At 53.5% G+C, this 23,210-nt stretch carries 18 protein-coding genes and 2 tRNA genes; 13 read left to right on the forward strand and 7 right to left on the reverse strand.

Features of this window, described 5'->3' with window-relative positions; all coding sequences use genetic code 11:
• Positions 1-9 precede the first annotated feature (9 nt).
• The gene (locus tag KRAC_RS71525; protein ID WP_157506949.1) at positions 10-177 is read left to right on the forward strand and encodes a hypothetical protein; all 168 of its coding nucleotides are present in this window, start codon (positions 10-12) and stop codon (positions 175-177) included.
• A 2,157-nt stretch (positions 178-2,334) separates the two neighbouring features.
• Here the strand turns inward: KRAC_RS71525 and KRAC_RS22060 are convergent.
• Complete coding sequence (locus KRAC_RS22060; protein ID WP_007910908.1) at positions 2,335-2,637, reverse strand: hypothetical protein; 303 nt, start codon at positions 2,635-2,637, stop codon at positions 2,335-2,337.
• Between the two features lie 305 nt (positions 2,638-2,942).
• Here KRAC_RS22060 and KRAC_RS22065 point away from each other — a divergent pair, with 305 nt between their 5' ends.
• From KRAC_RS22065 to KRAC_RS22085, 4 genes are read left to right on the forward strand one after another with little or no spacing between them, the layout of a single operon-like run.
• Positions 2,943-3,302, forward strand: coding sequence for a hypothetical protein (locus KRAC_RS22065; RefSeq protein ID WP_040443999.1), 360 nt, complete (start codon positions 2,943-2,945; stop codon positions 3,300-3,302).
• 26 nt (positions 3,303-3,328) lie between these two features.
• Positions 3,329-3,538: a hypothetical protein gene (locus KRAC_RS76190; RefSeq protein WP_040444000.1), complete on the forward strand. Its 210-nt coding sequence runs from the start codon at positions 3,329-3,331 to the stop codon at positions 3,536-3,538.
• Positions 3,539-3,570: 32 nt separating this feature from the next.
• Positions 3,571-4,656, forward strand: a complete 1,086-nt coding sequence (locus KRAC_RS69200; RefSeq protein ID WP_244422293.1) for a transposase — start codon at positions 3,571-3,573, stop codon at positions 4,654-4,656.
• Positions 4,657-4,667: 11 nt separating this feature from the next.
• On the forward strand, positions 4,668-5,531 hold the full coding sequence (locus KRAC_RS22085) for a tyrosine-type recombinase/integrase (protein WP_157506952.1): 864 nt from the start codon (positions 4,668-4,670) through the stop codon (positions 5,529-5,531).
• An 8-nt stretch (positions 5,532-5,539) separates the two neighbouring features.
• Here the strand turns inward: KRAC_RS22085 and KRAC_RS22090 are convergent, their stop codons facing one another.
• A complete protein-coding gene (locus KRAC_RS22090; protein WP_007910913.1) occupies positions 5,540-6,895 on the reverse strand; it encodes an RNA-guided endonuclease InsQ/TnpB family protein in 1,356 nt (451 codons plus the stop codon).
• Positions 6,896-7,277: 382 nt separating this feature from the next.
• Between KRAC_RS22090 and KRAC_RS22095 the strand changes: the two genes are divergently transcribed.
• Positions 7,278-8,624: an MFS transporter gene (locus KRAC_RS22095; RefSeq protein WP_007910915.1), complete on the forward strand. Its 1,347-nt coding sequence runs from the start codon at positions 7,278-7,280 to the stop codon at positions 8,622-8,624.
• Positions 8,625-8,708: 84 nt separating this feature from the next.
• Here KRAC_RS22095 and KRAC_RS22100 read toward each other — a convergent pair.
• From KRAC_RS22100 to KRAC_RS62205, 5 genes are all read right to left on the reverse strand, one after another.
• Positions 8,709-8,781, reverse strand: a tRNA-Arg gene (locus tag KRAC_RS22100).
• Between the two features lie 51 nt (positions 8,782-8,832).
• Positions 8,833-8,908: transfer RNA gene (locus tag KRAC_RS22105), tRNA-Arg, on the reverse strand.
• Positions 8,909-9,308: 400 nt separating this feature from the next.
• Positions 9,309-9,737: an ArsR/SmtB family transcription factor gene (locus tag KRAC_RS22110; protein WP_007910917.1), complete on the reverse strand. Its 429-nt coding sequence runs from the start codon at positions 9,735-9,737 to the stop codon at positions 9,309-9,311.
• 459 nt (positions 9,738-10,196) lie between these two features.
• A complete protein-coding gene (aspS, locus tag KRAC_RS22115) occupies positions 10,197-12,005 on the reverse strand; it encodes an aspartate--tRNA ligase (protein WP_007910919.1) in 1,809 nt (602 codons plus the stop codon).
• Positions 12,006-12,203: 198 nt separating this feature from the next.
• Entirely contained in the window at positions 12,204-14,597 is a 2,394-nt protein-coding gene (locus tag KRAC_RS62205) for a Stp1/IreP family PP2C-type Ser/Thr phosphatase (RefSeq protein ID WP_007910920.1), read from the reverse strand.
• Positions 14,598-14,993: 396 nt separating this feature from the next.
• Between KRAC_RS62205 and KRAC_RS22125 the strand changes: the two genes are divergently transcribed.
• The 7 genes from KRAC_RS22125 (at position 14,994) to KRAC_RS22155 (ending at position 23,056) form a co-directional block, all read left to right on the forward strand.
• Positions 14,994-16,295, forward strand: a complete 1,302-nt coding sequence (locus KRAC_RS22125; protein ID WP_007910922.1) for a zinc-binding metallopeptidase family protein — start codon at positions 14,994-14,996, stop codon at positions 16,293-16,295.
• Positions 16,296-16,692: 397 nt separating this feature from the next.
• Positions 16,693-17,868, forward strand: coding sequence for a glycosyltransferase family 4 protein (locus KRAC_RS22130; protein ID WP_007910924.1), 1,176 nt, complete (start codon positions 16,693-16,695; stop codon positions 17,866-17,868).
• A gap of 167 nt (positions 17,869-18,035) precedes the next feature.
• Entirely contained in the window at positions 18,036-19,631 is a 1,596-nt protein-coding gene (locus KRAC_RS22135; RefSeq protein WP_157506956.1) for a sugar transferase, read from the forward strand.
• A gap of 6 nt (positions 19,632-19,637) precedes the next feature.
• Positions 19,638-20,774: a glycosyltransferase gene (locus KRAC_RS22140; protein WP_007910929.1), complete on the forward strand. Its 1,137-nt coding sequence runs from the start codon at positions 19,638-19,640 to the stop codon at positions 20,772-20,774.
• A gap of 48 nt (positions 20,775-20,822) precedes the next feature.
• Positions 20,823-21,635 (forward strand): YveK family protein, encoded by an 813-nt coding sequence (locus KRAC_RS22145; protein WP_007910932.1) that lies wholly within the window; start codon positions 20,823-20,825, stop codon positions 21,633-21,635.
• A gap of 16 nt (positions 21,636-21,651) precedes the next feature.
• Positions 21,652-22,338 (forward strand): P-loop NTPase family protein, encoded by a 687-nt coding sequence (locus KRAC_RS62210; RefSeq protein ID WP_007910934.1) that lies wholly within the window; start codon positions 21,652-21,654, stop codon positions 22,336-22,338.
• Positions 22,339-22,402: 64 nt separating this feature from the next.
• Complete coding sequence (locus tag KRAC_RS22155) at positions 22,403-23,056, forward strand: hypothetical protein (RefSeq protein ID WP_007910936.1); 654 nt, start codon at positions 22,403-22,405, stop codon at positions 23,054-23,056.
• Positions 23,057-23,210: the final 154 nt, after the last annotated feature.

Genomic DNA, 23,210 nt, shown 5'->3' on the forward strand with positions numbered 1-23,210 from the left:
GGGTTGGTGATGCCTCAAGCATTTGGGTTGTGGCCTGGAGTGGTCGCGATTGCTGCGGATGCGGATATGTATTGTGTTCCGTGTGCAAAGGCGTTGTATGGAGAGGAGCCGATAGAGGCGGTCGTTGCTGGTGAGCCTGGATATGAGCGGTATACCGATGGTGAGGGGGTTGGGTAGGCCGCGGGCGAGGTATTGCCTTGTGGCAGCCCTTTTCCCTCGGCCCCCCACCGAACCGGACATGCCCGTTTCCGTAGCATCCGGCTCTCCAGCTTCTGGGAGTTTTCAGGTTTGGCTCTTCGCATTTCGCGTCCCTTGCCTTTCCGCTCCCATATAACCTGTTGCCCTTCCCCATGTCTCGGACATTACTCCAAGCCTTTGAGATGAAGTAGACCGCCAGCGAGGTACTGATGCTGTCCTGACCTGCCTGATGTTTCAGGTGGTTTCCTGGACTCAGCCCTTTTCCAACGGTCTCTTCCCGAACCCAGCGGGCCACTTTCATGGCACTGTAGCTCTCCAGAACCCTTTGCCTCGTTGCGCAAAGATCGTGTGGCCCATCCAGGCCAACCTCTGCCGCTGAGACGAGTTCCTGGGACCCTTCGCCCTGTCTGTGTCTTTCTCACAGGCCCCGGCGGGGCGTGACTTCCGCGACTACTTCGGTCCCTCTGTACCCATACACCTCGCGGTGGTTAGGGCAACCCCAAGTTGCCTCCAAGAATCTCAGTTCGTGCTCCAGGTGTCCTTTACGTCTTTTCCCGTTCCTTACGGGTAGGCTCCGACGGAAGCTTTGTCGGGAAATAGTACCGTTCCCGGCAACGTCGAACACAGGCGCTAGTACCGTTTCCTGTGGGCTGCCCCGGTTCCGCCTTGACTGGGCTTCAGACAATCAGTCTTCACCATACACGACTTACCTGACGAGCCTCTGGCCCCTGGTACTGGGACTTCACTCGCCTTTGATACAACATGCTACGGTCCCCTCGACTCTTTCGAGCGAAAGTAAGTTGCTGGTTTATCCACACTGCTTCAGTGGACCCACCCCGACGGGTGAGAGAGATTCTTGTGCCACATGGGCGCACTACTATGGCAACTCCGTCGCCATGAGACTCGCGTCTTTTAGGCGATCCCGCTTTTGCGCAAAGAGAACGTTGAGTGTGTTTAGGTGCCCGTTTGTTTCCTATCGGGTTCATTACCCGCTACTCACTGGAGAGAGTGTTTCCATCATCTGGATCCCCTATGATGTATTCTCAGTGTCATCCCTTTGGGCATGGTGGGATGGATGCGCATTTCATCGCACGGAAACGTAGGTTCAACAATTGGCCAGTTTCACCTCTCCCCCTAGCGGGGCTTCATGCACACAGGACTTGCGAGACTCTATCATACATGCCTTCTGATATTTCTCGCTTTATGAGCATGCTACAGTCGCCTTTGGGTTTCCCCTCCGGGTTAGCTCTTGTCCTAGAGGTTTTCACTCTCGACCTCTCCTGTCTGTGACAGGTATTACTCTCTGCACCGACACGGCGCACAACCCATTTACAGTGGTGTTGAGGGGATCGGAAAGCTTGCATACAACTCATTGTGGGTCTGTCGCGTGTCGGGTGCCTCTCTGTGATGAGGGGTGTTCGTGTTACCTTGATCCTGAGCAGTGGAACCAGTACGGGACACTGCTGGAGAGTGAGAGGATATGGTGAGGGGTGAAGGTGTGAAAGGTGTGAAGCATGTAGCGCTTCTCTTCTTCCTGGGGGTTCTGGCTGGTTGCGTTGTGATGGTGTTTACTTTCATGTTGATAGGTATGTCAGCGAAACATCTGCCAGGGGGATCGGGGTGTGCGGGTGCGTGTCTTGGTCTGGTGTTTCCTCGTGCGTATGGGATGGCGCGTTGGTGCCTTGTGTTGGTAGGCGTTTGTGCGGGTTGCACTGGTTGGTTGCTGGCTACTCATCTCGTGTAGTAACGGTCGAAAAGCTATGAAAAGTCAGCGTTTAAACGTGCTGTTGTCTGTATGTTGGTACATAAGTAAAAAGTTATGCTTTGTCGTGCGATAAATTGTATGAAGTGGCCTGTAAAGCAGGTTTATGGCGTGTTGTTGAGATGGTCAAGAGAGATTTTGGCGAGAAGTGGCTGAGTGTTAGTCTCAGAAGGTGGGAGAGCCTCTCTATGAGGCCCAGCGTTAAGGAGCGACACTTGTAGCCGCAAAGTGGATAAGTGCGGCACAGTTGCGTTATCGGCACAGTTTTTAAGGTGATACGAGGGTCAACTGTGCCGATAACACCAACATTCTACCCAGAACTGCGCCGATAAGATCAGTTTTCGGTCGAGTTGATGGCACCTCATTGAACAGATTTATTTCGTATGCCGATAATCTTCAAAGTATACCTCAGTATAGCGATCAAACGTAGCTGGCCGAGGAAGACCTGAGCGAGATTGAGCTTGTTGCACTTCTGGTCGCTGAGTGAACGCTTGTGACCCTTCGGCGGACTCCCAGAGATTGACTGTGATGAGACCATCTGGCCCTTTTGCGGTGATACTCATAATGGCTCCATATTCAGGAGCAATCCGGCTCACAACGGGGTCCATATGCGTTTGTTTCTTCTGAAGTAAATCGTCTGGATCGCCAGTCAGTGTATGAATGGAAAGAAATGGCATAGTGATGTCTCTTTACCTCCAATAAAGATCAGTGAGCACAGATGTGCCTTTTTCTAATGTACCATAGATCAGTTGTTCGCTGCAATGCGAGGGGTCTCTGGGAAGTAGAAACCGAAAAACTGCGCCGCACTTATCCACTTTGCGGCTATCTGTCCTTTTCCTTAACGCTGAGCCTATGATCGTCTCAATGCGTTCTGAGGCATATTTTTCTTGCTCTGGCGTCAAAAATAGCTATTTTGTGGGTTGTAGTGCGTGTTTGGGAGGGTGGTGTATCAGGTTTGCTTATGGATGAAAGGGGGTGAGCTATGGGTGGTCAAGTGTACTTGCTTGGCTATGCGGCTCCTGGTGCTGCTGAGCAAGTAGAACAATGGATGGCAGATGCTTCGGTGGTGTTGGTGGATATTCGCTTGGCGGCGCGTTCTCGCTGGTTACGACAGGTGATAGCGCATCCAGGTGTTACCAGCTTGACTTTTGAGCAGGCTGTGTTGGCCTTTATACAAGGAAAAGAGGCCAATGGTCGTTCACGGATTGCGATACATGATTATAAGACGGTGGTGAATATCTTTCTGCGCTATATGGCTGATAAGCATAACTACAAGCTGATAGCTGATATAACGGAGAGAGATATTCTAGTGGGTCAGTTGCCAAGTCTTGTCCGGTTGTGACATACTCAAGGAGAACATAAGAACCCATGATCCATGAAAGGACGCTTCAAGAACCCCACGGTATGTCCCATCCCATTACTCAACCCCTCCGCCCTCTTACGGATGCCGAACGCAGCGAACTCACACGCATCAGCCATGCTCCCAGCGAACGTCTGAACCGCCATCAGCGAGCCGTTGCTCTTCTGGCTATCGAAGCGGGAAAAAACCTGACAGATGCCGCAAAAGCAGCTGGCTGATTCGCCGCTTTCATGAACGAGGTCTTGTTGCTCTGGATGACCTTCCTCGCCGTGGCCATCCCCGCAGCTATGGCTCGACTGAACGAACACGGATTGTCCAAGAACTCCGTCGCCATCCCTTGCGCAAAGAAGACGGCACAGCGACGTGGTCACTTGCTACGTTACGACGTGCCTTACGAGAAGCCCCTGACGGATTGCCGCGAGTGAGCACATTTACTATTCTCTACACGCTGCATGAGGCTGGTTACAGCTGGCAAAAGAGTCGGACCTGGTGTGAGACAGGCAAGACCCTACGCAAAAAGGATGGTCGTGTTGAAGAAAGCTATGACGAATATACCCAGGAAAAAACAGCAGTGATTGAGCGAGCCTATCTGATTGGCGAACAGCTTGGGTTCCAGGTATGGTGCGAAGACGAGGCTGGTCCGTATCAGACCATTCCACAGCCTGGCAGTTCCTGGCAGGTGGAAAATCGACCGGCACGCCAGGCGCATCAATACCTGCGAGGGGAAACGGCGAAATTACTCACCTTGTTCCGCCCTGCCACTGGAGAACTGCGCGCCGAAGTGGTTCAGCAAAGTACCAATGCCATTCTGCATCCCTGGTTGCAGCGAGAATTGACAGACATCTTGAAACAGTGTCCTCCTGCTCCCGAGACGGTTCCAACTGGCCGGCGTTGGCAGGATTGGGATATCTATCCAGCCGCCGAGCAGTTGGATCGCTTTTTCCCTCCCGTCAGAATCCTCTTGATCTGGGACAATCTGGCCGGGCACAAAAGCCACAGCCTGGTGCAGTGGTGTGCAGAGCATGGCATTCTCTTACTTTCCACGCCCAATGCAGGTTCCTGGCTCAACATGGCGGAGTCGGTGCAACGGATCATCAAACGGAGAGCATTGCAAGGCTATCATACCTATGATGTCGAGATCCTCAAGCAGTGGCTTACTGATGCCGTCGCAGGTTGGAATCGTCGTCCCACGCCTTTTATCTGGGGCGGCAAGCGGCATGCACGCCGGGATCGAGCCTATGCACGGCGCCATCGTGTGGGAGGTTCTGGTGCCACCGCTGCTTACGTCATTCCTCGACGTCTTCGCTCGGTCCGCTACTACCGAAAGGCAGCTTAACCGGACAAAACTTGGCAACTGACCCACTAGAGTGGTTGGCCTACCTGCGCAATACTAATAGCAGTCGAGGTAAACCATACAGCAGTCGTTCTATTCTGACATACTGTCGACATGTACTCATCTTCTTTCAGTGGCTTTTTGCACATGATTATATTGCCTTCAATCCTGCTGCTAAGGTTAAGGAGCCAAAGGTTGATAAGCCACTGATTCGCGTTTTTACTCTTGTAGAATTGGAAAAGCTTGATGCGGCTTGTACTCGCCCAATAAAGGGACGTTCTATCACACCTGATGAGCGTAAGATGTTGACTGCTCGGGATCGTGCTATATTCTGGCTTCTCTTGTCTACTGGTATACGACTCTCGGAGCTGTGTGGCCTACGTTTTATGGATGTTGACTGGGATAATGGCATGATTAATGTGCATGGTAAGGGCGCAAAGGAACGACGGGTGCCGATAGGGCAAGTCGCAAGGCAACACTTGAATACCTACATCACATATTGGCGTGGTGTTCCTGCTAATACTGAAGAGGCAATTTTCATTAGTGTGTTCGGTAAATCAGTAACGCCTCCAACCATAAATCAGATGTTTGCAAGGTTAAAGCGTATCGCTGATATCACAGATAAGAGGGTAAGCGCTCATACTTGTCGTCACTGGTTTGCAGTGAATTGTATTAAAAACGGAATGCCTACTATAGCGCTTAAGAATCTCCTCGGACATGAAACCTGGGAGATGATAGAAGTTTACGTCCATCTGGCGGAACAAGATACGCGTGATTTGTATGTTCGCTACTCTCCTGTGGATGGGTTGAATTTTCAGCATTCTACAAAAGATCACAGAAGAAAGGCAAGGGAGTGGCGTACATCGCGTAAGCGATAGAGGGATAGTCAGTGACCCCATCGCTGAAGCGAGGGGCTTGCGTCTGGACTCCACCGCAACTCGGCATACCTTGAGAGGCGTGCCGCTTTGGCTTCGCTGTCCGACGTATCAGGGGCTACCGACAACAGCCCCGTTCTGGCCCAGTCTTGCCAAACCAGAAGCGTTCGCAGCACCAGATTCCTCGCTCCCACCAGATCCGCATGGAGCGTGTAATGGCAGTTCTGACAGACAAAGACGAGGCCCTTGCCTGGCCGATTGGCCCGCGCGGTGTGCCCGCACTTGGGGCAAGCCTGGCTGCTGTAATCGGCATCGACTTTGATGGCCACTGAGCCGGCGAGCATCGCCTTGTAGGCAATCATGGCCTGCAGTTGGGCAAAGGACCATTGGGAGCGCCGCCGGTTTTCCCTGCGCTGCTTGGGGGAGACCAGCTCGCTGCTTTTGCCTTGCTTTGTGCGCCGGTGCTTCTTTGGCTTGGTGCGCTCTCGAATGTCTGTTAGCTCTTCCAGCCCGATGAGGGACGCGGGGTGCCTATGGATGATGCGCTTGGAAATGCAGTGGTTGGTCTCAGCTTTCAACCGTCTCTCTCGCTGCTCAATCGCACGCACTTTGCGCATTGCGCCGCGAGTGCCTTTCTGCTGAAGTCGTTTTCTCAGGCGGGTGTAGTGGTCAGCTTGGGCAACCGCCTCTTTGCCCAAAAAGAAGAGAGGATCACCCGAGCCAGTAGTGGTCGAGGTCACCGCCAGGTACCGCCGTCCGACGTCCACCCCAACCACTTGGGGGAGGTCGCCTGGCTCGGGGTCGGGCAGTTCCAGGGAGAGCGCCACCAGCAAGTAGAAGCGCTTTTTCCGCTGGTCATACCACAACTGCGCCGTACCGATGGAGGTTCCCTGCTCGATGAGGGCCACATGGCGCTCGTAGCCGCTGTAGGGAAGGATCAGCCGACCGGAGAGGGTCAGGACCGAAACGCGCTGCTCGGTTTTGAAGCCGTAGTCCCGGCCCTGCTGATAGGTCACGGTGGGAGAGAGATAGCGGGGCGGCTGGTCGAGTCCTTTGTAGCGTTTCTTGGTCACCCCGGCCTTGCGGCTGGCGGCATGCTTTTTGTATTTGGTCCACAAGCCCTTGTAGGTCGCTCCTACCTGGCGAGGGACAGAACAGGCCATCTGCGCCGGCAAGGCGTAGAGCACCCGAAGCTCTTGATAGGTGCCCTCCTGCAAGCGCCTTTTGCTGCTCATTTTGCCATGTTCAAAGGCGTAGCGGCTGACATAATTCAGCGCGTCGCGATAGGCCAGCTGCAGGTTACGAAGCTGGGCGAGCTGCTCGCTGGTGGTGTGCAACTTGAGTTTGGCAATGATGGTTTGTTTCATGGTCTACTTTTCTTTTTGCGGGGCAGCGAACCGGAAAGGCTCCCCCTCCGTTGCCCCACTCCGACAAGGAACGCCTGCTTCCTCCCCGCGTTTGAAAACGGGGGCATCCGCAGGCGATGTCCGGTGAAGCCTGCGAAACGACGACAATTTCTGGTAAGGTTTCGCGACTTAAAGCAAGGCAATGCCAATTTTGGGGTCTTTTAGCTCTACCTTTCTTTATGAGGAGGGTAGAGCTATTTTTATTGTTCTCTTGCTTAAAGTAGCCTGTTGGGCGGATGCAATCGGTATTTCTCTGCTTGTGTTAAACTATTCATGGGAAAATTTTAATACTCAATTAAGTCAACTATAATACATAGTAATTCTTAGAATTAACGAGGTATTCGTGGCAGACAAACAATCAATACAAGGGGGAAATGGTGTTCCCCCACCGGAGAAAATCGATCCTTATGGTGCGCTCCGTATTCGCGACTTTCGTCTCCTGTTCCTGGGTTCGCTCATCGCGAGCATAGGTCAGCGCATGCTGAGCGTGGCTATCGGCTGGGAACTCTATGTACGCACACATTCAGCACTTATTCTGGGCGGAGTAGGCCTGGTACAGGTCCTACCAGTCATATTTTTATCGCTTCCCGGTGGCCAACTCGCCGATACGTATAACCGCAAACGTATCATTCTGGTGACAGAGGCCGCCCTGGTGCTCATCTCACTGGCCCTGGCGGCTCTCTCCTACACCCAGGCCCCCATCTGGATGGTTTATTTCTGCCTCCTGCTTGTGGGATGCGCGTCCGCGTTTAACAGTCCCTCCTCCGAGGCCTTTCTCTCGGAAACGGTACCCGAAGGTAGCTTTGAGAACGCGGCGACCTGGTTCAGCAGTTCATGGCAACTGGCCTCGGTTCTCGGCCCGGCCCTGGGCGGCTTCGCCATCGCTCTCTTTCATGGCACCATTCAGGTCTATCTCTTCAACACCCTGACAGGCCTCCTCTTCGTCATCCTGCTCTGGCAGATACGAACCCTGGCCCCGACCAGTATCAAGAAGACAAGCAGTAAAAAGACCACGCTTCAGGATCTTGGCGAGGGCTTTGCCTTTCTACGCCATGCCCCAATCATCCTGGCTGCGATTACGCTTGATCTCTTCGCCGTGCTCCTGGGCGGCGCGACAACCTTAATGCCCATTTTCGCGCAGGACATTCTCAAGGTTGGACCTACAGGCCTGGGGTGGCTGGAGGCCGCGCCCTCGCTTGGCGCTATCTGCGTAACACTATTCATCGCCCATCGCCCACCCTTTCAGCGCGCCGGGCGGACCTTGCTCCTGGCGGTCGCGGGCTTTGGCCTGGCCACAATCATCTTCGGCGTTTCACAGTCCTTCTGGCTCTCGCTCGTGATGCTTTTCTGCCTGGGCGGGTTGGACAATATTAGCGTCATTATTCGCAGCACCCTTATGCTGACTCGGACACCCAATCATATGCGCGGGCGGGTCTCGGCGGTCAACTCCATTTTCGTCGCCTCATCCAACCAGTTAGGCGGCTTTGAGTCGGGAGTCACGGCCCAATTCTTAGGGCCTGTTCTCTCTGCGGTAATCGGTGGCATCGGCACCGTCCTGGTTGTCTTAGCCGTAGCCGGCATCTGGCCCGAGATGCGCCGCCTGGGCACACTACGCGAGACAGGAGACGAGGCCGTGGCGCTCACAGCCCAAAACGAAATAGCTGAAGCGTCTGAACTCCCAGTTCAATAGCAATTGTAGGCGCCCTCCCTCTCGGGATCGCTAAATACAAAAGAGAGACCAGCTTGTACAAGCTGGTCTCTCTTTTGTATTTAGCGATCCCGAGAGGGATCGAACCTCCGGCCTACAGATCCGCAATCTGTCGCTCTATCCACTGAGCTACGGGATCAATCATATGCTATTCAATTGTTTTCAACACCAATCGTTACCGACTGATATCTGGCGATCCCGAGAGGGGTCGAACCTCCGGCCTACAGATCCGCAATCTGTCGCTCTATCCACTGAGCTACGGGATCAATCACGGGTTGTATACTACAGCATTCGTGGAGAATTGTCAAGAGCTTTGAAGGCCTTTTTTCAAAATTAGTTTTTCTAAGCTTTCAACTCTTCAGAAATGGCTGCCGCATCCTTAAACAGAACCCCACCCCCATTCGGGGGCGCGGCGCCACTCTCGTGGCTAACGCTAACGCGCTCAGGGTTCTGTATAGGCACTTCCCCTGTTGGTGCAGAGATAAAATAAGCAGACATATACTCTACACCGGGTAACCAGGTTACAGGATTGCGGCAGACACAAGAACTCACAATAAGACCAACCAGAAACGCGTAAGAAGCGAGCAGGGCGCACTAAACACGCTCAGCGCGTATTGCCCGAATCGTATCAGTGCGCATGCAACCCAGTCCCTACATCATAAGTGACTACGCAAGCCCCTCAATGACATCACGCGCGCGTGCCAGAGCATCGCGACGCACATAGTAGTAGGCCCACAGGCCCTTCTTACGGCAATCGACCAGTCCCGCATCACGCAGAATGCGCAGGTGGTGCGAGATTGTTGGTTGCTCTAGTGTGAAGCTCTCTACTATTTCAAAGACACACACTTCTCCTTCGTGTCGACTTAGCAGGCTCAAAATGCGCAAGCGTGTCGGATCAGCCAGCGCCTTGAGCAGGCGCGCCTGAACCACGGCGTCATCCTCACTTAGAGTGGGCACAAATTTAGGTGCAATACCTACGGTAGTGCTCCCGAGAGCGGCCGCCGCCTGGCGGTGTAAAGCATTGGCGGCAGATGGTGCCGAATTCACAGCTGCTGTCGCGATACGATTGGTATTTCCCTGATTCATCGATGTCATAAACTTCTCTCCTTCCATCCTCCCAACCGGATGTCAAACCTACGATTGAGTCTGGGGTTTTTCGTATGGTACCTTTACCTATAATAACTAGATACCTATAATAATTATAGAACTCTATCCAAATCGGCCTTGTAAATACACTTTACATAATTGCCGGAATTGGGTTTTCTCCTCCCTGACACATCTCTCCCTAGCCAATTTCCTTTGTTGTATACCAGCTGTTCTTTGGCGTTCAGAGACTCTTCTAGCGAGGGAATCTTCAAAAGAGGTTATGGGAGAACGGCCAGTTTTTTTGGGCCCTCTGGGAGGGCTATAAGAGGCATTTGGGCGATACTGCCACACGCCTGCTACTGGATGAAGGCACGTTTCAACGAAAAAAGAGAGAGGTAGCAAATGCCTACCTCTCTCTTGCATCTCACACTTGCGCGCTACCCCAGCGATGATGGGGATCGGACGCTGCTAGACACGCTCGCCCTTTGGCTGGGCCTGTGGGCGCACCTGCAAATGCAGTTCATTGAGTTGCTTGTCATCAACCAGTGCGGGCGCTCCCATCAGCAGATCTTGCGCACTCTGCGTCTTGGGGAAGGCAATTACTTCGCGAATGTTATCCTCGTCGGCGAAGAGCATAACCAGGCGGTCGACACCCAGGGCGATGCCACCGTGGGGGGGCGCGCCATACTCAAAGGCCTCTAGCATATGCCCAAACTGCTCCTGGATCTGCTCGTCGCTCATTTTCATCAACGAGAAGACCTTGCGCTGGAGTTCGGCCACATTGATACGGACGCTACCGCCGCCGACCTCAAACCCGTTACAGATGATGTCATACTGCTTGGCGCGAATGTCCAGCGGATTGGAGTCCAGGCGCTCGATATGCGCCTCATCCATGCCCGAGAAGGGGTTGTGCTCCGCATCATAGCGCTGGAGATCCTCATCGTAGTGGAACAGCGGGAAGTCCACAACCCAGCAGAGCGCCATCTCCTCTGGATCGATCTGCTTCAGGCGCTCCGCCATCTTGACACGCAGACGGAAGAGGACATCGTTGGCAACCTTGGCACTGTCGGCCACAAAAAGCAGGAGATCGCCAGGCTGGCCCTCCAGGCGCTCCACAATGGCCTGCACCTCTTCAGGAGCCATAAATTTGGTCAGCGGAGACTTAATTGTGCCGCCCTCCTGAATCGCCAGTTGCACCAGGCCTTTGGCCCCCAGTGTACGCGCAAACTCGGTGATCTCATCGACCTCTTTGCGGGTATAGCTTGCACCACCAGGCACCTTCAAGCCCTTGACCATGCCACTCGCGGAGAGCGCGCTCTTAAAGACGCCAAAGGTACCCGCCGCCGCCAGGTCTGAGATCTCCACCAGGGGAAGATCAAAGCGCAGGTCGGGGTGGTCCGTACCATAGCGATCCATGGCCTCTTTAAAGCTCAGGTGTGGGAAGGGACGCTGCTTGATGCGCTTCTTCGTCGTCTTCTCGATCAGCTTAATCAGCATATCCTCGATAAGACCCATGACGTCTTCTTCGGAAACAAAGGCCATCTCGACGTCGAGCTGAGTGAACTCAGGCTGACGGTCAGCACGCTGGTCCTCGTCGCGGAAACAGCGCGCAATCTGGAAATAACGATCCAGTCCCGCGACCATGAGGAGCTGCTTGAGCTGCTGAGGCGACTGGGGTAGCGCGTAAAACTCGCCCTCATACAGGCGGCTTGGCACCAGGTAGTCGCGCGCGCCCTCTGGCGTGCTCTTCATCAGGATAGGCGTCTCAATCTCCAGGAAGCCACGCTCATCGAGATAGTCGCGCATCTCCTTGACGATGCGATGGCGCAGGATGATGTTATCGCGCATATGAGGACGGCGCAGGTCGAGATAGCGATACTTGAGGCGCAGAGGCTCATCGACCTGGATTGCGTCGCTATTGATCGGGAAAGGCGTCGTGCGCGAGTAATTGAGAATCTCAATCGACTGGGCGACGATCTCGATCTCGCCTGTGGGCAACTGTGTGTTCTCTGTTCCAGGAAGACGATGCTTCACCAGTCCTTTTACCTGCACCACATACTCTGAACGCACCTCAGACGCAATCTGATGCGCCTCGCGCGAACGTTCGGGGTCGCAAATAACCTGCGTCAAGCCATAACGGTCGCGCAAATCGAGAAAGATCAGACCACCATGGTCACGGCGACGATTGACCCAACCGGAGAGCGTCACCTCGCGGTCAATATCCTTCGCGGTCAACTCGCCACAGGTGGCGCTGCGAAAATGCACCTCAAAAGCCACGTTACAATGCTCCTTACTGCTTTTTATTGCCTTTTATTTTCATGTATCGGACGATACCGCATAAATATAAAGATTACGGATAATGATACTGCGAACACCAAAAAAAAGCTACCTTTCCCATGTCAGTTCCCAGCCAGCGGCTTGCTGTTTCTTGCGCTGTCGGGAAACTGTCAGAGGAGAGGTAACTTCCTGGCCCGCTCAGGGCTGGCAATCAGTCGAAGCCTTGCTGGCGTCAATAGTGAGCTGTGTGCGTGGGGCATCCACCGGACCCGTCTGTGAGACCAGGTAGAGTATGTTCTCCCCTGGATCTGCGGCGATGCCTTTCACATTACCCAGTAAGTTCGCCGACACATATTGACGCGATAGCTGGACCTTAATGGGGGGTGTGCCAGTTGTCTGTCCCTTTGGCGCCGTCTGCGAACTGCTCGAAACCAGATTCAAATCAAGCAAACGATGGCTGGCACCATCCGCGACGAATAAGTGGGGCGTCCCCCCCACCTTCATGGCGGACAGAACAGACGAGGTCGCGCGTGAGATCAAGAGCGTCGCCTGGATCTGTGGAGCAGGAGCCGGCACGGCCATTTTGCTTGTAAAGGCCTGCGCACTGGCATTGAGCGGAGCATAAATGGGCTGTTGCACTCCGACGTTGACCGCTGCACCCTTGCCCCCATTGAACTGCACACTCTGCACAGTACCATTGTCAAGCAAGAGGAAGAGCTGTTTGCCTGGGAAGGCTGCCATATTCAGGATGTTAGCCGAAGACAGTTGCATCTCTGGTGGCGCCGCATTCGCATCAGTAGCGCCAACAACCTTATCCAGGGCATAGTCTAGAATGAGCGCGGTGTTGTCAGCGTTAGTCGACGTGAGCAAAACATACGCGTCTTTATCCCAGGCTGAGACGAGGAGCGGCTTATAGCCCTTTTTGATCTGATCCTCAGGAATAGTGATTTTTGCGTCTGATGTTGTGAGTGCTCCGCTATCATCTGGCGTGAACACCTGTAAACTATAGCTCGTTCCACTATTCAGGGTAAGCACAAGAAGATGCCCGTCGGCGCCCGTGATGGAGGTGATCTGCCCATCCACGCCTTTGAGCTTATCGCCTAACTTATGCTGATTATCATCCATAAGATAGAGCGAGCGATAATCATACCCTTCGGTATAATAAAACTTCTTGTTATTATGCTGTACTACCGCCAGCCCAGATGGTTGCACCTTCGCGTCACCGCTGGCAATAGGAACAGTGGTGGTGTTCGCACAGAGAAGGTTTGAAATCAAATAACGCTGATTATAATTGGTGATCGCACTCTTCGTGCTGGTCTCAAGGTCGCTATTGAGGCTGTCTAGTTTTGCCCGCTGATCGCTCGTCAACGAAACCGTCTGGACTTTTCGCAGTTGCTGTTGTGCTGTCTGCAAGTCCTGGAGAGCATTTGCGGGATTGGCGGTCAGCTTTGCCCTGGCGCTTGTTATATGCTGATCGGCAGAAGTGAGCGATTCATTGACATTAACGCCCAGTTGCCCAAGCCCCAGAAACCAGAAGGCCCCACCACCAACCAGCGCCACAATTAAGAGCACGAAAAGCGCAAGTGTGGGAAAGAGAAGTCGCTTGCTACGTGGCGATGGCAATGGGACCGCCGTTTGCGGCGACGCTATCCCCTCCGTCGAGGTCAGGGGACCACTTGCCACACGCAAGGGTGTGTTGCCATAGGACGCGTCAGCATTGGGGGCCAGCAGCCCAACCGGGGCGCCCACCAGACTCCCCATAATCTTCGTGGGTTCTTCACTGACTTCACGGCTGGTCATGCGCATTGGACGACGCGCATTGGGCGGTTCCCAGCCCAACTCCTGGACGCGGATCACAATCGCGGTAATATTATCAGTTCCGCCATTCTCGTTGGCGCGCTCGACAAGGTGATAGACGCTCTCACGTGGCACATATTGATCAACAATTGAGCGTAGTTCTTCATCATCAACCATGCCCGAGAGGCCATCAGAACAGAGGAGCAGTGAGTCATTTTCATCGAGGGGTTCCGCAAATATGTCGATCTCAACCTCGGCATTCGTACCCAGCGAACGCGTAATCACATTACGCTGCGCATGAGAACGAGCCTGGTCCTGCGTGAGCAAACCTGCACGCACCTGTTCTTCAACCCAGGAGTGGTCCTGCGATACCTGGCGTACCTGCCCCTTATGCACCAGGTAGGCCCGGCTATCGCCTACATTCGCGACATAGGCCGTGCTTCCTCGCAGAACAGCGGCGACGCAGGTAGTACCCATCCCGCTACGCATCACGCTTTCCGCGGCTCGCTGGTGAATTGAAGTATTCGCACGCTTAATGGCATATACGAGTGATTCGGCGACGTCATCCCTATCATCTTGATAGTACACTTTGCTGATCGTGTCGACAGCAATTTCGCTTGCTACTTCGCCTGCGGCATGCCCACCCATCCCATCGGCCACAATGAAGAGAGCCCCCTTCTTTGCCATCATCTGGGCATCCTTAGGAATGACGTAGGCCATATTGTCTTCATTATGGGGACGTCTACGGCCAACATCAGTTAGCTGTGCGACATCGAGCCGAAGTTGTTTGGACAACGCGCATCTCTCCCGTCAATCAGTAGCTCTCATAGTGTGTAAAGACGTGGTACAAAGATCTTATTCCGAAACCCAACGCCACTTGCGTGTCTAGCGCTTCGCGCTCAGGGTTTTCGGAGAAGAAGTAAATAGACACACAGAACACACTAGGCGGTTGCTGGAACCTTACGCTATAATACACCGATGCAGAGAAAAACGCAATGTAGCGCATAGAGCACGTGGTGAGATTTTCTCTTTCGTGTACTGCCTGTCCCGTTACTGTCCCAGAGTATACTCTTTCAATAGAGAGCATGCAAGATATTTAGCTTGCGGTACTAGCAAAACCAGAGCAAAAGTCCTGGAAACACGCCGCTTTTGCTCCTGCTGGCCAGACATAGAGTCTATGGAGCCACGTACATGATCGATACTACCTTTTACGCTCAGCTACAGGCCTTTGAGCGCACGCATCCATTTATCCCGACCGAGAGAGTCGGCGAGGTGCTCTCTTCCGCGCCAGAAGCCTGGCTGGATCAGTTCCAGAGCCGCCTGGTCCAGCTTGGTTTTACCCAGCCGCCTCTCGCGACCTCCACCACGTCCCATCCCCCGATAGGTAAAATACCTACGCTCTTCTATAGTGAACGCTGCGCACACCCACATTCGACCCTGTTACTCTATAACAGCTACTCCCTATCAGGAAACCAACTATGGCACAGTCTTCCTATTTTTGCATACCTACAAGCCCTGGAAGCAGTTAAGCATATCCTGGGCGATCTGCCGCTCTCCATCAAATGGCTGATCCACTTCCAGCAGGATACAGAGACAGATCTTCTCCCGGCGTTTCTGCGTGCTAACCAGTCCCGACTTCAGGCCAATGCCTGCCTCTGGGATGATACCATCGGTACCTCTGAGGCTGGTCTCAACGCCGCTAGCGCCCCACTCCTTCTGCTTGGTAGCAAGGGCCGCCTGGGCGTCGGCCTGCATACCACCTCGCCCCAGGCAGCCAGCCATAGCATGCACGGTGGCATCGCGCCTGGCGCCTCGTGGAGATTGCTCTGGGCCCTGCAAAGCATCAAGGATGAGCACGAACAGATCCACCTTAAGGGCTTTTATGATGCCATCGAACTGCCCACTGAGGAGCTGTTGCAGGCAACGGCTGAGCTACCAGATAGCGCGGAACTCTTGCGCCAGCGTTGGGGCCTACCAGCCTTAGCCCTTGACCTCGAGGGTCTACAACTCCACTACACGCAGCTACTGGTCCCCACCTGTAGCCTCACTACACTTATAGGTTTGCCTTTTTCTGCGAACGCCAGCGATAATGGCGAGCACGTGGTGACGCACGCGCAAGCAAACCTGGATTTTCACCTAGTCGCGGGGCAGATCCCCGAGCGGGTCTATACGCAATTACGCCATCATCTTGACGCGCGAGCCTTCCACGATATTCAGACTCACTGGCGCTATGGCTATCCTCCAACCCCTGCGCAGGCCCCAGATGTACCCTTTGTACAACTGGCACGCGCAAGTAGTGAGCTAGCGTATGGGCAACGATCAGCCTTGCTTCCAACAACCGCGAGTAGTCAGCCGCTTGCCCTCCTTGCTCCCCAGCATTCCTTACCCTTTGTTATCACTGCGCTAGCTGGAGAAGCTGAGGTCTCAGCCTTCACCAGACAGACAGCATTACTCCTTGCTAGCTTTGCGCAGAGAAAAAGTGGAGAGCGATAAATAACCATATATTTCGTTCTCTCTTATGAGCATAGTTGCAATTGAAGAGGAATTCCTCCCATATAGGAAACAGGCTAATAGGGCCATTTATTATACAACTCATCGCTTAGAGAGTATACTAAAAACTGTCAGGGCCCTGATCAGGGTCTACAGTTACAGCTAACAGCCGATATTTAGTATGAGAGCATAATACGCAACATTTTCTGTCCTGGTCGTTCGTTATAACTCTGATTTTTCGTCCAACATCGAACTTTTTAAAGCTCTCACAGCAAGAGCCTATCACTCTCATCTATCTGCATCAAGGCACTTACTGCCAATATTTCATTAAGAAGCCCAGAGCTACTGGCTGTTACTGTAAAAAAGCGACGTTATGCAGCTATAGGAGACTGTCATCGATATGCATATAGGTATCAATGCTCAATTGCTATCCTTCGGTCAAAACTATCGCAATGGCGGTGTCAGCCGCTATATACGTTACCTGCTCCGCGAATTAGCCAGGCAGCCAGGGGAGCACCACTACACAGTCTTCGTCAACGGAGAAGATGTCATTGAGCAGCTACATGCCTATCACCCACAGATTACCTATGTTTCCGCACCCTGGCCAGAGACGCAACCAACCGCACGTGTAACCTGGGAACAATTCACGCTCCCAAATCAGTTACGCCAGCGACGCATCGACGTTCTTCATTCCCCAGTAAATGTGTTACCGGCTCTGCTTCCCAAAGGCTGCGCCAGTGTTGTTACCCTGCACGATCTCGCGTTTCTGCGCTTTCCTGAAGTACTGACAACAAGTAAACGCCTGTATCATCGCACGTTTACGCTTCGCAGCCTGCGCCAAGCTACAGCGATTATCAGTGTCTCAGAGAGTACACGCACCGACGCCCACACTCTGGCACACATTCCGTTGGAGAAGATCCACACCGTGCATATGTGTATCGATTCGCGCTTCGCAAACGTTCATTCAGAAGAGGAACGTGCAGGCTTCTGTCAGAAACACGGGCTTACGGATGGGTATATTCTCTACCTGGGAACGCTTGAGCCGAGGAAGAACATTCCAACCCTTATCGAGGCCTATCATAGCTTGCGGCAAGATCAAGGGCGCCGTGAGAAGCTTGTCCTGGCTGGCGGCAAAGGCTGGCTCTACGATGAGATTTTCGCCCGCATTCAACAACTGGGGCTGGAGCAGGATGTCATCTTTCCAGGCTATGTGAATGATCAGGATCAGGAGCTCTGGTATCAAGCAGCCAGTGTCTTTGCCTTTCCTTCGCTTTACGAAGGGTTTGGCATCCCGGTTGCCGAGGCGCTAGCAGGAGGTACGCCAGTGGTCACGACCAATGTATCAAGCCTCCCCGAGGCAGGTCTGGACCTGGCGCTTTGCGTCGCCCCTCAGGATAGCGAGGCCCTGACCTCAGCCCTCCACCAGGCCTTGACCGATACCCAACTACAAGAACGTTGTCGCAAGGAGGCGCACAAAGTAATGGAGAGCTTCTCCGTCCAAAGGATGGTCACAAAAACTATTGCGGCATATGAGCAGGCCGCCCGGGAACGGCCTCGACAACGAGTGACTAACTAAAAATTTATTTTGTGAGATTGACACGCGTTTCTTTCTGACCGCAAAAAGCGTCTTTATTATTTGAACGAACTTGAAGGCATTCAGGCGCCACTCCTGCATAGAAATATACAGAGAAGCCAAAGCGCCATAGTAATAGATGAAATAAAGAGACCATGCAAAAAGAGACCATGAAGATAGATACGAGCAGAACGGGGATCACCCGGACCCAGAACGCTCCTCAACCCGGCCTCTCTGGTACGACAGGAGCGACAGGTCCCATCACCCAGACCATTTCCAAACGTCGATCACATCGCAGACAATGGCGCATCTTTGAATGCGTCGCGATGCTTGTTCTGGATGCGTGGCTTATTCATGTTTCATTTCAACTGGCCTACACGCTACGCCAGGCCTTTGACGAACCTGGTAGCATTCTCAGTCATCTCCTGATCAATGTACGCACAAATCTCCTGAATAATGACACGGCGATAGATGGCCTGAAAGGGCCAGATCATTTCCTGGGACTGGAGATTGGTATCATTCTGGGGCTACTCGTCATCTTCATCTTCCGTGGCCTCTACCGCCTGCGCCTGACCGGTACCTGGTTCCGCCAGGCACAAATTATCCTTGGCTCCACGACACTGGGCCTGGCCTTCTTGATCACTTATTACTTTACCTTTCAGCCGCCAGCGACCTCGCGCTTGCTCTTCGTCTTCACCTGGCTGGTCACCATCCTCATGCTCATTTTGGGGCGATTCCTTGTCTCCGAGGGGATGAGCATGCTCTACCGCATGGGCCTGGGAGAGACGCGCCTGCTGGTCGTAGGCTCGGGGCGCCTGGGCAAAATGGTCATGCAGCATATTACAGCCAGCCCCAATCTCGGCTACTCAATCGTGGGTTTTCTGCACGATATGAGCGAGGAGCCAGGCGACTTTGGGCGCTTTAAGATGCTGGGCACGATTGATGATATCGCGATGGTGATTCGCTCGATGCAAATCGACGAGGTCATTATCGCGCTCCCCTCCAACCTGCACCAGCAGGCTGTAAGAAGTGTGAAGCTCTGCGAGCGCCTGGGAACCTCGTTTAAGTTAATCCCAGACTTATACGAACTAAGCCTCTCGCGCATCGATATGGAGGCCATTGAGGGCATTCCCCTGATTGGTATTCGCCAGGCCTCACTCAATACCACTCAGCGTATTATTACACGCTTGATCGATATCCTGGGGTCGGCATCTGTGCTCCTGCTTGGATCGCCACTCTGGCTCGGCATTGCCCTCCTGATCAAATTAACCTCCCCAGGGCCGGTCATTTTCCAGCAGACGCGCATCGGGCTGAACGAGAAACCCTTCAAGATGTATAAGTTCCGCTCCATGTATCAAGATGCCGAGCAGCGCAAGGCTGCTCTCCAGGCCAGGAATGAGGCCCAGGGCCATTTCTTTAAGATGAAAGATGATCCGCGTATCACCCCCATTGGGAAGTTTATACGCAAAACAAGTCTGGATGAAATCCCCCAGCTTCTTAATGTGCTCAAGGGCGATATGAGCCTGGTTGGGGCCCGTCCGCCTGTTCCCGCCGAGGTCGCGCAGTATGAGGAATGGCAGAAGGGACGCTTCGCGATGAAGGGGGGCCTGACCGGCCTGTGGCAGGTACGCGGGCGCAGCAATCTCAGTTTCGACGAGGGCGTGCTTATGGATCTCTACTATATTGAGAACTTCTCGCTACGTCTCTACTTCCAGATCTTACTAAGCACTATCCCGGCAGTCCTACTACGACGAGGAGCGTATTAATATTCAATGAAAGTCGCACTGGTACACGATTATCTCAATCAAATGGGGGGGGCGGAGCGTGTGGTCCTGGCACTGCATGAGCTCTTCCCCGACGCCCCTATCTATACTTCTATCTATGATCCTGAGCGCGTTGATCCCGCCTTCAAAAACATAGATGTTCGTACATCTTTTATGCAAAAACTGCCCATGGTGACTAGGCATCACCAGCCCTATCTACCCTTTTATCCCTTCGCAATGGAGAATTTAGATCTCCGTGGCTATGACCTGGTGCTCAGCAGTTCAAGCGCCTTTGCCAAAGGCGTCATCACCAGGCCAGAGACAATGCATATTTGTTATTGCCATACCCCTATGCGCTGGTGCTGGAACTATGAGGAGTATGTCGAGCGCGAACAACTGGGCAAGGCGGCGCGCACACTTCTTCCCTTGATGATCACGGGCCTGCGTCTCTGGGATCAGACGACCGCGATGCGCGTCGATCATTTTATCGCCAACTCACCGTCCATCGTCGACCGCATCCGCAAATACTACCGACGTGAGGCCATCTTCATTCCACCTCCAGTTGAGGTAAAGCGCTTTCCCTTCGATCCAGCCACGCAGCCAGGAGATTATTTCCTGGTCTTAAGTCGCCTGATACCATATAAGCGTATAGATCTGGCGATTGAAGCCTGCAATCGACTACAATTGCCGCTAGTCGTGATTGGAAAAGGCCGAGATAAAGAACGACTGAAAAAGCTCGCTGGCCCAACCATTCGCTTCATGGGTGGACTCTCCGATCAGGAAGTTACCCATTATATCAGTCATTGTCGTGCCTTTCTCTTCCCTGGCGAAGAGGATTTTGGCATTACGCCCTTAGAGGCACAGGCAGCGGGCCGCCCGGTCATCGCCTATGGCGCGGGAGGCGCCCTGGCATCCGTTGTAGAAGGCGTCACTGGCGTCTTCTTCCGCGAACAGACCGTCGAGAGCCTGGCCGACGCGCTCGCCTCCTTTGACGAGCGCCACTTTAATCCGATGGCTATACGCAATCATGCCCTGGAGTTCGACACACCGCGTTTCCAGCGTCGCATCTTGCAGTTTATAGAAGCCAAAATGCAGACTGGACAATCGCAGAGAAGCATCCAGCCGAGCAATGATGTCATCTCATAAATAGAACACTACCAGCGCATAAGAAGCTAGTAGAAAGGGTAGAGAAACGTGGAACTACGAGCCTATTGGGCAGTAATACGACGAAGGCTTTGGATCATTGTAGCCCTCGTAGTGATCGCAACGGCTTTCGCCGGTTACCAGTACTATAAATTGAGCAAGACGCCTGGTGCACTCAAGACCTACCAGTCAAATGTGACGGTTCGCATTGGCCTACAGGCAAATACCAATGATAAAAATGCTAATGCCACCGATTACCTGAGCACCGGGGAGACCCTGGCCGATGAAATCGTCACCGGACCAACCCTCACCTCCAAGGATTTTGTGGCCCGGGTAAAGCAACAAGTAGACCAGGATTATGCTCATAATGGCAATCCGCAAGGCGCCAACCAGATTGATGAGGGTGCTATTGCTGGTGCCTTGGCTTCGACACACACTCATAGCATACTCACCATCACCGCGACCTATCAAACTTCTGAAGGCGCTAAAGCCATTGCTACGGCAGTAGGCGAGGTTTTTACGCAACAAGGCAGTTCTTTCCTCGATTATGAAATTCGCAATGGCAGTAGCGTGAGCGATGCCAGTATTCATCCCCAGGTCGAAGCGCAACTGGTCAGTGGTGCCTCCGATCCAAGCCTCGTTAGTGGTCCTGCTGGCAATAAACCGCTCCAGCTGGTGGCCCTGATCCTGGTCAGCCTGCTACTTGGCATCGCCCTGGCATTCCTCATGGAATATCTCGATGATCGTGTGCGCAACAAAGAGGAGCTTGAAGATCTTCTGCAACTGCCTATCATCGGTGAAATTCCGGCCGCCTCCGCAACGGAGAAAGGCCAGAGCAAGCCTCGCCAGGCTTCAGTATCCTAAGGGAAGGAACATAGACGTGGCTTTACAAAAAAAGGAGCAAGCATCTCTGCTTAGCGATTACAACACAAGCTCAACTTATAGTCTCGCGTATACCGAGATCATTGCCAATATTCGCTTCTCTCTCGATGCGGCACAAAAACAACCGCAAGCGATTGTGCTAGCCTCACCCGCGAGTGAGCACGAACCCGGCCTGACAGCGACAAACCTGGCCATCGCAGCAGCACAAAATGGCTTGCCAGCCTTACTGGTAGACGCGAACCTGCAAACCCCTCATATCCAGCAACGCTTTGGCATGGGTCAGACCAGTGGACTCAGCGATCTGCTCGCCTCCTTCAATAAAGAGTCGCAGCAGATTGAGCAGTACGTGCGTCCCACATTTTTGCCAGAACTCTTACTCCTGAGTGCGGGCACGCTTTCCCTATCCAGTCAGGAAACCTCCCGGCTGCTCATGCGCCACATAGACGAGGCGATACAAGCACTAAAAGCCTATATGGCGGCCCGTTACCCTGGATTAAGCCTGCTTATTTTACATGGTACCCCCGTGCTCACGGGCCTGAATACCTCTCTACTCGCCGCTCACGCCGACCAGACCTACCTGTTAATCACCAAAGGGCAAACAACACGTACCCAGGCCCGCAATGCACTGCGGCACCTGGAGCGCACCCATACTTCAGTCGCAGGGACTATTTTGCTAGACGTTTAATGACAAAACGTGTATAGTAGAAACCACGATTCGCTAACAACTTCGCACACGAGGAGGACCGAGCATGCAAGGACGACAAGGACAGGGAGGGGAGTCATGGGAGAAGCTGGCCAGTAAGAAAATGGCGGCTCTCAATGGTACCGGCAAGGTACCAGCCATCCCCCAACGTCCTCCCGGCATGGTACGTGTAAACCAACCCCCACCAACGCCGCGAGTCGGGCGGCCCAAACGCGAAACGCCACAACCGAAAACCTTTCGCAAGGCTGTTTTTGTTGTCGCGGCGATCCTGTTAGTCTGTGCTGTATTTGGCTTCTTTGTCGCAATGAACCTCTTCCAGGGAATTGCCGCGGGTTCCGGTCCTGCTGGCACAAATACGAGCTTCCTTTCAGCGCTTTCGACCAGGGACTACGCCCAGGCCTATCGCACACTTGGACCGTCCATCACGATCCAACTCTCAGAGGGCGATTTTACCCACCAGGCTCAGGCAAGCGACAAATGCTATGGCGCCATTACTGATTACACAGAGGTCGCTGGTAGCGCTACCAACGACGGGAATACTCAGAGCTACTCCTACACCATTAAACGTGAACATCTCCAACAGACCTATGAGCTAAAGTTCACCCTGGTGAAGGATCAGGATGGCACCTGGAAAATCTCGGACTATGGCAATGACCTGGGTCCCAAGGGCCTGAAAGATCTTCCCGCCTGTAAGAGCTAAAACCCTCTCGCAGTCTCTACATCTCTGAGACGCGTCAGCAGGTTCATACACATAGCTAGACCAGGCAAGAAGGCCGCGCAGAGTTGCTACTCCGCGCAGCCTTCTTCTCATCCTCCGCTACCTTTCCACGCACAACTATCTGTACTGGATAGGC

Source organism: Ktedonobacter racemifer DSM 44963, assembly GCF_000178855.1.
GTDB lineage: Bacteria > Chloroflexota > Ktedonobacteria > Ktedonobacterales > Ktedonobacteraceae > Ktedonobacter > Ktedonobacter racemifer.